The 15,016-nt window shown below is 37.7% G+C and carries 14 protein-coding genes; 2 read left to right on the top strand and 12 right to left on the bottom strand.

Translation table 11 applies throughout. The features are described from left to right. Positions 1–149 precede the first annotated feature (149 nt). Both nrdD and nrdG read left to right on the top strand, forming a co-directional pair. Complete coding sequence (gene nrdD / locus A5889_RS13895) at positions 150–2,342, top strand: anaerobic ribonucleoside-triphosphate reductase (protein ID WP_087639397.1); 2,193 nt, start codon at positions 150–152, stop codon at positions 2,340–2,342. A 139-nt stretch (positions 2,343–2,481) separates the two neighbouring features. Next, on the top strand, positions 2,482–3,084 hold the full coding sequence (gene nrdG / locus A5889_RS13890) for an anaerobic ribonucleoside-triphosphate reductase activating protein (protein ID WP_087639396.1): 603 nt from the start codon (positions 2,482–2,484) through the stop codon (positions 3,082–3,084). 186 nt (positions 3,085–3,270) lie between these two features. On the opposite strand, the gene A5889_RS13885 is transcribed toward nrdG, so the two are convergent. The 12 genes from A5889_RS13885 to tmk all read right to left on the bottom strand — a co-directional run bounded on the left by A5889_RS13885 (position 3,271) and on the right by tmk (position 14,885). After that, complete coding sequence (locus A5889_RS13885; protein ID WP_207114661.1) at positions 3,271–4,686, bottom strand: cryptochrome/photolyase family protein; 1,416 nt, start codon at positions 4,684–4,686, stop codon at positions 3,271–3,273. A 63-nt stretch (positions 4,687–4,749) separates the two neighbouring features. Continuing rightward, positions 4,750–5,874, bottom strand: coding sequence for a DNA polymerase IV (gene dinB / locus A5889_RS13880; RefSeq protein WP_087639390.1), 1,125 nt, complete (start codon positions 5,872–5,874; stop codon positions 4,750–4,752). A 39-nt stretch (positions 5,875–5,913) separates the two neighbouring features. Then, positions 5,914–6,891, bottom strand: coding sequence for an HD domain-containing protein (locus A5889_RS13875; protein ID WP_087639389.1), 978 nt, complete (start codon positions 6,889–6,891; stop codon positions 5,914–5,916). Between the two features lie 333 nt (positions 6,892–7,224). Further along, positions 7,225–7,566 (bottom strand): P-II family nitrogen regulator, encoded by a 342-nt coding sequence (locus A5889_RS13870; protein ID WP_087639388.1) that lies wholly within the window; start codon positions 7,564–7,566, stop codon positions 7,225–7,227. Positions 7,567–7,577: 11 nt separating this feature from the next. Further along, entirely contained in the window at positions 7,578–8,795 is a 1,218-nt protein-coding gene (locus A5889_RS13865; RefSeq protein ID WP_087639387.1) for an ammonium transporter, read from the bottom strand. A gap of 242 nt (positions 8,796–9,037) precedes the next feature. Next, positions 9,038–10,519, bottom strand: a complete 1,482-nt coding sequence (locus A5889_RS13860; protein WP_087639383.1) for an SdrD B-like domain-containing protein — start codon at positions 10,517–10,519, stop codon at positions 9,038–9,040. 241 nt (positions 10,520–10,760) lie between these two features. Beyond that, a complete protein-coding gene (gene rsmI / locus A5889_RS13855; protein ID WP_087639382.1) occupies positions 10,761–11,624 on the bottom strand; it encodes a 16S rRNA (cytidine(1402)-2'-O)-methyltransferase in 864 nt (287 codons plus the stop codon). Between the two features lie 117 nt (positions 11,625–11,741). Next, a complete protein-coding gene (locus A5889_RS13850) occupies positions 11,742–12,098 on the bottom strand; it encodes a DNA replication initiation control protein YabA (protein ID WP_087639381.1) in 357 nt (118 codons plus the stop codon). Continuing rightward, positions 12,091–12,930, bottom strand: a complete 840-nt coding sequence (locus A5889_RS13845; protein ID WP_087639380.1) for a PSP1 domain-containing protein — start codon at positions 12,928–12,930, stop codon at positions 12,091–12,093. The genes A5889_RS13850 and A5889_RS13845 overlap by 8 nt, the downstream gene beginning before the upstream one ends. Before the next feature lie 14 nt (positions 12,931–12,944). Next, positions 12,945–13,895: a DNA polymerase III subunit delta' gene (gene holB / locus A5889_RS13840; protein WP_087639379.1), complete on the bottom strand. Its 951-nt coding sequence runs from the start codon at positions 13,893–13,895 to the stop codon at positions 12,945–12,947. A gap of 1 nt (position 13,896) precedes the next feature. Further along, entirely contained in the window at positions 13,897–14,226 is a 330-nt protein-coding gene (locus tag A5889_RS13835; RefSeq protein ID WP_069662228.1) for a cyclic-di-AMP receptor, read from the bottom strand. A 14-nt stretch (positions 14,227–14,240) separates the two neighbouring features. Further along, positions 14,241–14,885: a dTMP kinase gene (gene tmk, locus A5889_RS13830; RefSeq protein ID WP_087639378.1), complete on the bottom strand. Its 645-nt coding sequence runs from the start codon at positions 14,883–14,885 to the stop codon at positions 14,241–14,243. Between the last annotated feature and the right edge of the window lie 131 nt (positions 14,886–15,016).

Genomic DNA, 15,016 nt, shown 5'->3' with positions numbered 1-15,016 from the left:
CGTTTTCATACTTTTTTCATTTTTAATAAACACTATATATAGTTGTTCACGTGATAAAAAATAAAAAATAGCCACTATATATAGTTGAAACTTTCGATAATTTGATTTATGATAGGAAAGGAATAAATCTATGAGGAGATGGGTTATAAATGATGGAGATTAAGCAAGCTAAAAATGACGTGGGTGCTACTGATTTACCTTTGCATACGATGAAAATTATCAAAAGAGATGGACGTCTAGTTGATTTTAATGACCAGAAAATTTATGATGCTTTGATCAAAGCTGAACAAAAAATTCGTGGTTCATTAGACCCCCTTGCTCATGAGCGCATTCAGGAAATCGTGGAACGAATCGATCAAGAAATTGCGGAACGTTTTGCAGATAATGTCAAAATCTATGAAATTCAAAATATCGTAGAACATATTTTACTTGCTAAAAATGAGTACGAGCTTGCAGAAGAATATATCAACTACCGTACACGCCGTGATTTTGAACGCAGCAAATCAACAGATATCAATTTTACGATCGGTAAATTGATCAATAAGGATCAAACGGTCGTCAACGAAAATGCAAATAAAGACAGCGATGTATTCAATACACAGCGTGATTTAACTGCAGGGATCGTTGGGAAATCGATTGGATTGAAGATGCTTCCTCCACATGTGGCAAATGCCCATCAAAAAGGAGATATCCACTATCATGATTTAGATTATCATCCATATACCCCAATGACAAACTGTTGCCTGATCGACTTTAAGGGCATGTTGAATAACGGTTTTAAAATTGGTAATGCAGAGGTTGAATCGCCTAAATCGATCCAAACAGCGACTGCTCAAATTTCTCAAATCATCGCTAATGTAGCTTCAAGTCAATATGGCGGCTGCTCAGCTGACCGTGTAGATGAACTGCTTGCTCCTTTTGCAAAATTAAATTATGAAAAACATTTGGCAGATGCGAAAGAATGGATCGACGGCACTGAACGCCAAGAAGAATTTGCCAAAGCTAAAACGCAAAAAGATATCTACGATGCGATGCAAAGTTTAGAATATGAGATCAATACTCTGTTTACGTCAAACGGGCAAACTCCTTTTACTTCTTTAGGCTTTGGTTTGGGATTAAACTGGTTTGAGCGTGAAATTCAAAAAGCGATCTTACAAATCAGGATCAATGGATTAGGTAGTGAAAAACGAACAGCGATCTTTCCTAAGTTGATTTTCACATTGAAACGCGGTGTCAATCTAAATGAAACTGATCCAAACTATGATGTAAAACAATTAGCGCTGGAATGTGCAACAAAACGGATGTATCCAGATGTTTTGAGTTACGATAAAATCGTTGAATTGACTGGCAGCTTCAAAGTACCTATGGGTTGTCGTTCTTTCCTACAGGGCTGGAAGGATGAACATGGAGAAGAAATCAATGTCGGTCGTATGAACCTTGGGGTAGTTACGTTGAATCTACCAAGAATCGCAATGGAAGCAAACGGCGACTTAAATAAATTCTGGACACTTTTAGAAGAACGTTTAGGTATCATGAAAGACGCTTTAGTCTATCGTGTGGAACGCTGTAAAGAAGCGATCCCAGCCAATGCACCGATCCTTTATATGTATGGCGCTTTTGGGAAACGTTTATCTAGAAAAGAATCAGTCAATGAATTATTCAAAAATAAGCGTGCAACCATTTCATTAGGTTACATTGGTTTGTATGAAGTCGCTGCTGCCTTTTATGGTGGCGATTGGGAAAACGATCCAGAAGCAAAAGATTTCACGCTTGCAATCTTGAAAGATCTAAAAGCCCATGCCGATCAATGGGGCAATGATTATGGTTATCATTTCAGTGTCTATTCTACGCCTAGTGAAAGTCTGACTGACCGTTTCTGCCGCTTGGATGCTGAAAAATTTGGAGTAGTAGAGAATATCACCGATAAAGAGTATTACACAAATAGCTTCCATTATGATGTACGTAAAAATCCAACGCCATTTGAAAAACTAGATTTTGAAAAAGACTATCCTCAATATTGTTCTGGTGGTTTTATTCATTATTGTGAGTATCCTGTCTTACAACAAAACCCTAAAGCTTTAGAATCAGTTTGGGATTATGCTTATGACCGTGTTGGTTACCTCGGAACAAATACACCGATCGATCATTGCTATGAATGCGGCTTTGAGGGAGATTTCAATCCAACTGAACGAGGCTTTGAATGTCCACAATGCGGCAATCATGATCCAAAATCTTGTGATGTTGTAAAACGGACTTGCGGCTATCTAGGTAATCCACAAGCAAGACCGATGGTTCATGGCCGACACAAAGAAATCTCTTCACGAGTGAAGCATATGAAATAAACCATTCAGCTAAGCAACTGGAAAAATAGTCTCACCTTTTCAGTTGTTTAGCTATTTATTGTACTTCTTATTCATAATCGTCATTTAGATGAACTACTATGGAAATGTTGTTTACTTTTATTTGAAAGAAGGAACTGTCATGAGAAATCCTAAACCTCAAGAGTGGCTAGCAGATGAGCTTAGTCAAAACTATGTTGCTGATTACAAGGCATTCAATTTCGTTGATGGCGAAGGAGTTCGAAATAGCTTATACGTCAGTGGCTGTTTATTCGCTTGTGAAGGATGCTTTAATCAAGCCGTGCAGAGTTTCCGGTATGGAAAGCCTTTTACAAAAGAGTTAGAGGATAAAATTATTGAAGATCTCTCTCACGATTACGTTCAGGGATTGACTTTATTAGGTGGGGAGCCTTTTTTAAATACACAGGTTTGCTTAACTGTTGTCAATCGTGTTCATAAAGAATTTGGTTTAGCTAAAGATATTTGGTCCTGGTCCGGCTATACCTTTGAAGAACTGCTGCTGGAATCTCCTGATAAATTAGAGTTACTGAGCAAAATCGATATTTTAGTCGATGGACGCTTTGAGCTATCAAAAAAGAATTTGAACTTACAATTCAGAGGAAGCAGTAACCAGCGAATCATCGATGTAAAAAAATCCTTAGCTTGCGGCCAAGCGGTCATTTGGGATAAATGCCATGATGGAGAACAGGCCTATGAGCAAATCAAAAAATCTGAATTGATATAATTCACTCTAGCTAAAAAAAGTGCAGAACAAAACTAAAAATCGGTTTTGTTTCGCACTTTAAAACACAATGATCGATGCCAAAAGTCAGATTCTTTGGCGATTTTCCAAAGGGACTGGGTTGTAACTCGTGGAGTTATATCCCAGTCCCTTTGAAGTTGAACACTTCTGTCCCAGCCTTCATCTCGTTTAATGATTTTCCTTAAAGAAAGTAAGGATCTCTGCCCGCATTTTACTATGGTCAACAATCGGTTTCGGGTAGTCTTTCCCGATGAAAACATTGAGTGATTCTTGTAATTCTTTCGGCATTTTACTCGGTTCATGAATAAATTTATTAGGAACTTTGTTCAATTCTGGTAGATATTTACGGATAAACTCTCCTTTAGAGTCAAATTTTTCACTCTGAGTCGTTGGATTGAAAATCCTAAAATATGGAACCGCATCTGTCCCAGTTGAAGCGGCCCACTGCCAACCGCCAATATTGCTGGCTGCGTCATAATCGATCAATTGTTTTTGAAAATATTGCTCTCCTAACCGCCAGTCGATCAATAAATCTTTCGTTAAGAATGATGCCACGATCATCCTCAAACGATTGTGCATCCAGCCAGTTTGATTCAATTGGCGCATAGCTGCATCTACGATCGGATAACCTGTTTCACCTTTTCGCCAACGCTCAAACAGCTGCTTATTGTATTGCCATCGGAGCTGACGATACTGTTCCTTGATTTCTTGTTTCTTTTGATCAGGGTTCGCAAAATAAATCATATTATAAAAATCTCTCCAGCAAAGTTCAGAAATAAATGTTTGCCGACCATCAGAATCCGGCTCAACAATAACTGCCTGCCAAACTTTTCGAATAGATAATTCTCCTGTTCTTAAAAATCGGGAAAGCTTACTTGTCTGATCTATAAATGGATAATCTCTATTTTTTTCATATGCATGTAATTCATTTTTGATGAATGCTTTCAAAACTTTTTCTGCATTGGCTTCACCACAATCATAAGTAAAGGGCAAATCTATCTTTTCTACTATTTCATTAAATCTATTTTCGCCCTCAAGAAATAACGAATGGGATACTTTTGAAAACGTACGATCGATTGTCGCTAACTTTTCATACGCTTTTTTTGGTTGATTTTGCCAGTTTCGATAATAAGGTGTAAAAACTTTATACTTTTCTCCCGTAGGCTTTTTGATTTCCTCAACACCATGCAGATGGCTATCCTGATAAGCATGAACTTGGATCTTCTGCTTTTTAAAGAAGTCCGTCATTTTTTGATCCCGCTTTCGACCAAAGCCTCGCTCATCTTTATTAAAAAAAATAGTTTGCCAATCATGAAAAGCAGTCTTTAACTCTGAAAAATTCTCTTCTGGATCACCATATAAAAAATGAAGCGGTATTTCTTTTGTTTTAAGCTGCTCACGAAATGCTTTTACACTAGAAAAAAATGCGTCATGATTATAGCTATTCGGGATAAACTGTGCTGGATTCAATTGAAAAATACAAATAAGCTCTTCAGTTGCAGCTGTTTGTTCTAACAGTTGGATAAACGCTGTATTGTCATCTAAGCGCAGGTCTTTTCTAAACCACATGATTGTTTTGCTCATCTATTTCCCCTACCTTTATTCTTGAGTGTAGCATAAAAAGAAGAGTAAAACGAAAGCTTCGCTTTATTCTTCTTTCTTTTCCCATAAAGGTAAAATAATATTTTCATATGCCATAGGATCTAGATTGGTTAGCGTGATACCCAATAATCGAATCCCTTGTTCTAAGCCTAAAATTTCTTCCCATATCAAATTCGCTTGATAAAATAGTTCTTCTTTTGTTGAAATATACTCAGGTAATGTTTGCCTTCTCGTCACGGTTGTATAATCAGTATAACGAACTTTTAGAACGACCGTTTTCCCATGCTTTTGAACATGCTCCAAGGACGCTTCCACCCGTTCTGCCAACTGCCTCAATTGAGCTGTCACTTGCGCCTGTGTGGTCAATGGCGTGCCATACGTATGCTCTTTGCCAACTGATTTACGGTCTCTCGTCACGTTGACAGGTGAATCATGGATCCCACGAACTTTTCGATAGAGTGAATACCCCATTTTACCGAACTTGCTGATCAGTTCCATCTCATCTTTTTCGTATAAGTCTGCTCCAGTAAAAATACCTAATTCATGCATTTTCGGTACTGTTTTTTTGCCAACACCGTGAAATTTTTCAATAGGCAGTGCTTTTAAAAAAGCTTCTGCATCATCCGGCATCACAACAGTCAAGCCTTTTGGTTTTTGAAAATCTGAAGCTAGTTTTGCTAAGAATTTATTGTAACTGACACCTGCCGAACAGGTTAAATGCAGCTCATTCCAAATATCAAACTGTATTAGTTTCGCGATCTTGATCGCTGATTTACTATTGATTTTATTGACGGTGACATCAAGATAAGCCTCATCGATCGAAACAGGCTCAATAACATCCGTATATCTCCGGAAAATTGCACGAATCTGCTGAGAAATTTCCGAATATTTTTGATGATCGCCTGCTTTAAAAATAGCCTGCGGACAAAGTTCAAAAGCTTTTTGCGCACTCATCGCTGAATGGATACCAAATTTTCTTGCTTCATAATTGGCTGTCGTCACTACGCCTTTTCCTCCTGTATCACTGGGATGACGGGCAATCACGAGAGGATGACCAACTAATTCAGGATGATCACGCTCTTCAACTGAAGCGAAAAAAGCATCCATGTCGATATGGATAATCTTACGTGATGTATCTTTTCGTAAAGGGAAACGCAATTCACTGATCATCAATCTATCCTCCTTTGGTCAAATTCACTCAAGCCATCATCAAATCAATTTAAGATAAATTCCTTGCTCACTATCCGAACGCAGCTGTTCTACCTTGCTCCTTGCTTTTTCAGATACAGTTGATGCTGGAACTAATTGCTTGTCTCTTATAAGAACAGGGTCTACGATTCGTGTCTTCTTTTTTTGATAGATATCATAATTATCTTCTTTCTTACAAACAACATAAGAAGCTGGTGCTTCCATTCGCTTTATCAAGGATTGAATCACTTCAGAGTCTATCCTTCTGATTTTTTCGATAAACGCTGTGTCTGTCCCCATCAAGTCCATCATCGTTATCATATCCTCGGCTAAACCGATACGAATGATCTGAGCCATCCATTCATAACTGCAAATATTCCGAGGATCATAGAAAAAGTCGATCACAACTTTATAGTATTGATCGATAAACCAAACAGCCCAGTCGATCGATCGTAAGGTGATTTGCCCGTCATCGATCTGAATATCTTCGATGAATTGTTTTATTTCATAAAGAGGAACATCAAAATAGCGGTGTACCTCCCTAAGTGTATAGTCTATTCGATCACAGCACAGTCTTGGTGCTTCTTGCTCTAATAATGTCCATTTTTGATCGTCAAATAAAATCTGTTCATAATCAAAACCATATGCCTGCAATAACTTAGGTAATTCTGAATGTTCAACCAAATCTGCCTTGATTTTTTCATGATAATCATCTGATTCATTTTCCAAAGCAAGATCAATCACGTGAGAAAAAGCTGTATGCGAAACATCATGAAGTAATCCTGCTATCTGTTCTTCCAACGTACCGCCTAATTTTCTGATCAATAGCATTACACCGACAGAATGTTCATAACGTGTCTCATTCCACAATGGATTTTGTAAATAGGCTGGGCCAGCCATATGTACATCTTTTAACCGCTGAACCTCATTTGACAAAATCAGCTGTTCTAGAACTTCTTCTACTTCAAAATGTCCATACAAAACGTCTCCGATTCTCATGAATTATCCCCTGTCTACACTTTCATTTATGTCTTTATTATATACGAACGTTTGTTCATTTACAATCAAAATCGACTGCTTAAATAAGTGGCAAAAAAGAGTGCAGGACAAAACTAAAAATCAGTTTTGTTTCGCACTCTAAATCTTAATAAACGGTGGAAACAGAAGCAACTACTACGCTTCGCTTCGATCACATCAAATTCTAAGTGCTAAAGCACTAAGATTTGAAGGCTTCGAAAATAAGCTGAAATTCACAAAAATTTGAAGAGCAATTTTCGTGAATTCTCTCTTATTTCTCGAAGCTTGACGCTTCTGTCCCATCCTCTTTTTAAACTATATTGCTTCTTTTCCTCTTTCACCTGTTCTGATCCGAATAGCTTCTTCTATTGGAGAGATAAAAATTTTACCATCCCCAACTTCTCCTGTCTGACAAATAGTCAAGATCAATTGAATGATGTCTTCTACTTTTTCATCGAAGACAACAAAGCTAACATTTATTTTAGGTAAAAGACTTGTAATGATTTCTTGTCCACGTACATACTCTTTCAATCCTTTTTGATTGCCGCATCCCAATACTTGTGTGACAGTCATTCCTGTCGTATCCAACTTCTGATCTAATGCGAGTTTCAATTCTTCTAACTTTTCTTGCTGAATGATGGCTTCCACTTTTTTCATTTCTTTTCCTCCTATGAATCTAATCCCATAAACGTAGGATATGCTGTTTCATCATGCTCGATCCGGTCTAATCCCAATGCCTCTTCTTTAGCTGAAACACGAATCGGCATAAACAGCTGAATTCCTTTGATGATCAAAAAGCTGGCTGCTCCTGCAAATATCAGCGTGAAGACGATACTAGCAATCTGTGCCATAAATAATTCTGTTCCGCCATAAAGCAAGCCTGTTTTGCCTCCGATCACCGGATCAGCAAAAATTCCTGTCATGATCCCGCCAAATACACCACCAACACCATGACAGCCAAAAGCATCCAACGCATCATCATACCCAATTTTATGTTTGACAAAAGAAATGAAAAAATAGCAAAATGGACTAACTAATGCGCCCAATACAAAAGAGCTCCAAAGAGAAACAAATCCAGCTCCTGGTGTGATCGCAACTAAACCAACGACTGCTCCTGTACAAGCACCAACAACTGTTGGCTTACCAATTTTCCACTTCTCTAAAAGCATCCATGACAGCATCCCACTTGCCGCCGCAGTATTTGTTGTCAACATCGCATGAATAGCTAAACTATCAGCTGCTAAAGCAGAACCCGCATTGAATCCGAACCAGCCAAACCAAAGTAAACCGGCTCCTAAAACAACGAAAGGAATATTGTGCGGTCTATATTCCGTTTGATGATATTCACGACGCTGCCCTAAAACCATTGCTAAAACTAAACCAGAGATCCCCGAACTGATATGAACTACATTTCCACCAGCAAAATCGATCGATCCGATTTTATCTAAAAATCCTCCGCCCCAAACCATGTGAGCCATCGGATAATAAACAACAAGCGACCAAATCCCAATAAATAAAAAAATTGCTGAAAAACGCATTCGACCAACGACCGCTCCAGTAATAATTGCTGTTGTGATCAGAGCAAACATCATTTGAAAACCAGCGAATAATGCCTCCGGAATTTTTTCTCCTTCTGTCAGCGATACATGGTTAAAGAATAGCTTGTCAAGATTCCCAATAAAATCATTTGAGCCGCTAAAAGATAAAGAATAGCCGATCATCACCCATAATACTGAAGCCAGTCCCATTACACAGATGACCATCATCATCGTATTCAAAATATTCTTGCGCCGTTCCAAACCTCCGTAGAAAAAAGCCAACGCAGGCGTCATCAAAAAAACCATACCCGAACATATCAAAATAAACGCAATATTTCCTGCCTCCATACTAAACCCCTCCATCAATAAATTAAGCCAACCTTCATTTAGCTTTATCGGTATTTTAGCATCCTTGTTTTCATTTTCCTATGAAAATATCTTGAAAATAAAAAATAATTTGATTTTTCTGACAATTCACGTGATGAAAAATGACATCTATACCAATAGAGCGATTTCACCAAAAATAAGGACTGAAATGACAATGATTTCAATCCTTGTTTTTTATGTGCCGAGATATTTTATTTCTCTAATTAATTGATGATACCAATATCTTGTCTTAAACTAGCGTTTCCTGAAGTTCCTTCTATATAGTATTCACCAATGATATTCTTGTCTGCTAATGCTGCTGGTTTATCTACAGTCATTGCTGTCGTGCTCGTTAGGTTTTCAGGGATTCCTAGATAAAGAGTTTGATCATAAGGTAAGTTGATCAATTTGTATTCACCGATGCTAGCTGGTGTTTTCACAGTGCTCAAAACATTTCCTTTAGCATCATAAATAGTTAGATCGATCGATTGTAGTCTTTCTAACAGATCTTTTTTACCATTTTTATTCTTATCATTAAACGCATATCCTGATAAGGTTGCATATTTTTTGATGCCAAAGAAAAACTGATTTGTACGTTTGAATTTCAGACCTGTCAAATCATAGCTATTCCCGAAATGATCTACTTTGACAAAGCGCATCGCAGGAATCTTATTAAGTAGCGTTTCAATTGCTCGTAACTGATTGGTCGTTTTCGTGATCACGGCAGCATTATCTTCTCCAATGATCTCATTATAGTTGATTTTATCCACTTCATCAGCTATTTTTGGTAAGATCGATGCTAACAGATGGATATATTCATTATCTGAATTTGTATCGATATCACCTGCCGCGATCAATTCCGGATCATTCAAAATCGCCTCGATATCCCCACCTTGTATAATAGCCAACAATGCATTGATCTTGGTGATGTTACCAACCATCGAGGTCAAAGTCAGATCAAATGGAGAGCGAATAATAATATATAAATCTGAAGTGACATCCGGCATATTTATGAGCTGACCATTTTTTGTCGTTCTAAAATAAATCGCATCTGAGATGTCGAGATTGCCTCCTAGAGCACCCGAAAGCAATTTGGATACATCCAAACCATCAAGTTCTTTATTCTTGATAACTTCAGAAAAACGACGAACATTCAAAATGATCATTGTTTTACCATCCATAATTGCTTCTTCTGGATCCATTAACCCATTCCAGTTTTTATCTTCAAAAGGTAAAATTTCCAAATTGGTCACACGCTTTTGCGGAAGGTCGATTGTATATAATAATTTAGAACGATTTGTTGCATCTATTTTAGCGATACCACTGGTTTGAATACCAGCATCATCTAATACATTTTGAGCAAAGTTGACCGGACGAGAAGCCTTGTCAAAGTCGTAACGGATATAATAATTTCCTCGTTTTAGTTTACTAAAGCTAAACATACCTACTGCATTCGTATTAGTCGCACTAATGACATTTTGATCTTGTTGTGCATCTACCAATGAATGATACAAACGAACCTGTTGTTTTGGAACTGTGATCTCAAAATTTTTCAGCTCCATCACACCATTTTCATTGATATCTTGATAAACAGAACCTGTAATTGTATTGACTGGTAAATCAAGTTGAGCCGCTTCCGTTGTTTCCCCAAACACAACAATACCCAAAATCATTAGAATTAAAGTAACTATTCTTTTCTTGCCCATCCTTCTTCTCCTTTGTTATTCTCAGCACATTTATCAAGTTTTTTTATTCTTTAAATAAAAAATACAAAACTTAATACCCTATTTTACAAAAAAAAAAGACGTATTGTATCATATTTTTTCAGAAATGATAAATTTAAGAGAAAAAAATGGAACAAAAATCAAAAAAATGATGATTGTTCCATTTCATAAAATATAAAAAAAGAAGAGAAAAGACACGCTAATAATTAAGCTCTTCTAAATTTTAATTAATATGATATTCCTTATAGACCTCTTGCTTTTTCAAGTTTCTTTGTTTCGCAACTTCTTTGATCGCTTCTTTTGAAGAAAGTCCTTCATCGATCAAAAATTCGATATGTTCTTTGATCGATAAATGAAGCTCTTCTTGGTCAAGCGTTTCTCCAGAAAACCCTTCTACTAATAGACAGCATTCTCCTTTTAAGGTGTGATCAGCCAAATAATCTCTTAATTCAGCTAAAGTTCCTCGTAGATATTCTTCATGAAGCTTTGTCAATTCACGGCAAATCACAGCCTTCCGTTCCTCTCCAAAAACTTCTGCAACATGCTTCACTGTAGTTGCGATTCGATGAGGAGATTCGTAAAATATCTGTGTTGGACGATCCTGCTTCAGCTGCTCTAAACACTCGAGCTGTTCTTTTTTCTTTCTAGGCAAAAAACCATAAAAAGTGAAGGGTTGAGGAGATAATCCTGATGCGATCAGCGCTGTGATGCCAGCTGTTGGACCAGGGAGTGCAATGACTTTAATGTCATTTTCAATACAAGCAGTCACTAATTCATGACCCGGATCACTGATGGATGGCATCCCTGCATCGCTCACTTGTGCGATCATTTCCCCAGAAGCTAAACGTTCAATGAATTGCGGAATTCGTTCTTTATAATTATGTTCATGAAAACTGATCTGAGGAGTAGAAATCTCAAAATGATTCAATAACTTCTGTGTATTTCTGGTATCCTCACTCGCAATGATCGTCGCTTCTTTCATAATATTGATACACCGAACACTCATATCTTCTAAATTTCCAATAGGGGTCGGCACTAAGTAAAGCTGCCCCTGATTAGCTGAATCAAAACTTTTTTGCTTTTGCATACATTCTCCTTTTACACAAAAAAGGTGGGACAAATGTTTCACTCCCAGCCTCTTCAAAGTCTAAAAGTGCAAAACAAATGTACATAACCACTGTCCTACACTTTCCATGTCAACTCTTTATTTGTATCGTTCACCATAAATAACATCTAAACAAAAAGCACACTCTTCATCGTTTTCACGACGAGAACCATATAAGATATTACATACATGAAATCCTTCTTCATAAAGCTTTTCTAAATTCATACGAGATTTAGATAGCTCTTGTTTTGCCGGATCAGTAAGATCATCAGTATTTTCTGAAAGCTTCGTGACTTCCTGTAAATGCTCACGTAATCGCTGATTCTCTATCTCAAGCGTTGTATTTTTTTCGACTAGCTCATGAAGTGCTTCTTTGATTTCGGATAATTGTCCCAAAGTTCCCTGTAAATCTGTTTCAAGAGAACTCAGTCCATCGTATAAAGAACGCTTATCCATTCTGATCACCTTTTTCAGCTTGTGCTTTTTCTGTTGCTTCTTTGATTTCTTCATAGTCGTATTCGACGGCCGTTTCACGTCCGACTAAACGAACTTTGATAATTCTACTTAAAAGATTCAAACCAACTACTCGGCCTTTGCCATCTGGTGTCATGACATCTTTTCCATAGTCAGGTAATTCTTTTTTCGCTGCTTCATATTCATCATTTTCGTATTTCAAGCAACACATCAAGCGCCCGCATAAGCCAGAAATTTTTACAGGATTTAAAGATAGTCCTTGATCTTTTGCCATTTTTATCGAAACAGGCATAAAATCACCTAAAAAAGTTGAACAGCATAATTGTCTGCCGCATGGACCGATTCCGCCTAAAATTTTCGCTTCATCCCTAACACCGATCTGACGCAATTCGATCCTTGTACGGAAAATTGCAGCTAAATCTTTGACTAGTTCACGAAAATCGATTCGTCCATCTGCAGTAAAATAGAAAATCATTTTGCTACGGTCAAATGTATACTCGACACGAATCAATTTCATCTCTAATTCATGCGCACGAATCTTCTCTTTCGCCACACTTAGTGCCGCTTGTGCATCATCCACATTTTTTTGTTCTTTTTCTAAATCAGTTTCTGATGCTTTATTTAAAATAGGCTTCAATTCTTCCGGCAAATCTTCCGGATCGACCGTCTTTTTAGGTATCGCAACTGTGGCCAGCTGTTTAGACTGCTGTGATTCCACAAGAACTTTATCATTGTAAAAATACTCTGATTTTCCAGGAGCAAAATAATAGATGTGACCAGCTTCACGGAAACGAACTCCTACTACTTCTACCATTTTCTTCCTCCTATTTATGTTTTAGGGTGGATCATTCGAATCACTAATTGTTCACAAACACTTTGCCAACTGACATTTGCTTCCCATTTCTGGCGTGCTTTTAAAATCAGCTCGATCCGTTGTGCCTGTTGTTCGATCACACGCTTGAGCTGTTCCTTAGAGACACTGTCAGTGAGTTGTTTGCGGTAAAAAGCAAGTAGTAAATCAAAACTCAATGCTTGCTGTTCTTTTTCTTTAAAGACTTTGACCATCTTTTTTTGAACATATACAAAGGCCTGCAGATCATCTTTGATCAAGTAATCAAACCATTGCTGCATAATTTCCCTAGCTTCATTAAACCATTCATCCTTGGATAATTCAACTGCTTTGTCAAAACTATTTGTGAGTTCTGCTAAAAGAGCTGCACTATTTTTACTGATACCTGTTTCTGTCAATGTATGAATCAATTTTTCTTTTACAAGCGGTTGAAAATGCAGTACCTGACAACGGGATTGAATGGTTGGCAAAATTTTTGTTAATGAAGTTGTTTCCAAAATCGCCAATATTTTTCCTTCCGGCTCTTCCAAAAATTTTAACAAACTATTCGCTGCGCCAATACTCATCTTATCTGCCTGCTCGATCAAAAAAACCTTTTGCGCTGTTTCCACACCGCTTTTACTGAACTCCGCTTTTAATGCTCTGATCTGATCGACCTTGATCGTTTGACCGTCAGGAGCTACACGCAACACATCAGGGTGTTCATTGTCATTGATCCTCAAACAATTATTGCATTGATTACATGGAGTATTATCTATTAAATTGGTACAAAAAACATGCTTAGCCATCCACAACCCGAATTCTTTTTTACCAGTTCCTGTATCCCCTTCAAAAAGATAAGCATGGGCAAGACGACCATGCTCAAAGCTTTTTTGAAGTTGTTGGTAAAGCAACGGCTGCTGCTCACTTAAATATTGTGCTTCGTTCATCTTAATATTGGTGGAATCCTTCTACTGGGAGTACAAAGACTGTTGCTCCTCCAACCTCGACCTCTACAGGATAAGGTACTTGACCATCCATCGTAATATCTAATGTCACTGGTGTTGACACATATTGTTTACGAGACTGGCAGGTTTGTTTGATCAACTCTAATGCTTCTTCTACACGCTCATCATCGATACCAACGATAAATGTGCTATTTCCAGCTTTCAAAAAGCCCCCGGTCGACGACAACTTCGTTGCACGAATATTTGCATCGATAAACTCATTGGCTAAACGGTTACTGTCTTTGTCTTGGACGATCGCTAAAATAATTTTCATAGTCAAACACCTTCCTAAATTCTAAAATATTCTGGGTAACGAGTTACAATTGCCTGAAAAGTCGCTTCGACAACATTTTCTAAGCTCATTCTAGCATCGATCTTGGTGATTCGCTGCGGATTTTCTTCAACTAACTTCAAGTATTCATGACGCACACGCTGATGAAATTCCAATCCCTCAGAATCCAATCGATCGATCTGCTGTTGACGGTTATTCCTGATTCGGTTCAAACCTGTATCAGAATCGACATCCAAATAAATCGTAAAATCAGGAACTGTTCCTTCGATCGCAAACTCATTGATCGAGGCAATAGCTTCAACGCCGATACGGCGGCCAGCTCCTTGATAGGCTAATGAACTGTCTACAAACCTGTCGCATAAAACGATCTTGCCAGCTTCAAGCGCAGGCAACACTTTCTCCATCAGATGCTGACGTCTAGCTGCTGCGTAAAGCAACGCTTCTGTTCGTTCATCCATCTCTTGATTTTTTGGATCTAAAATGATTTTGCGGATCTTCTCAGCTATAGGAATGCCGCCTGGTTCTCTTGTTTTGATGATGCTTTTTTCTGCTGCCAAATCCAATCTTGGATATAATTCATTCAAGACACTTGTTTTTCCAGCGCCATCTGGTCCTTCGATCGTTATAAAAATACCTTGCACTTTACTAATCCCCTAACTTACTTTGATTCCTTCTACCTATTATACTTTATCTATCACAATCAGTCTAATTGAATTGTCCGAGATGAATAGACTTTCATTTATTTACTTTCATGATACACTGATGCTATAAA

Origin of the sequence: Enterococcus sp. 9D6_DIV0238 (assembly GCF_002174455.2) — a bacterium.
GTDB lineage: Bacteria > Bacillota > Bacilli > Lactobacillales > Enterococcaceae > Enterococcus_L > Enterococcus_L dunnyi.
Note: the sequence above shows the minus strand (reverse complement) of the source record. Positions and strands in the feature narration are given on the sequence as shown.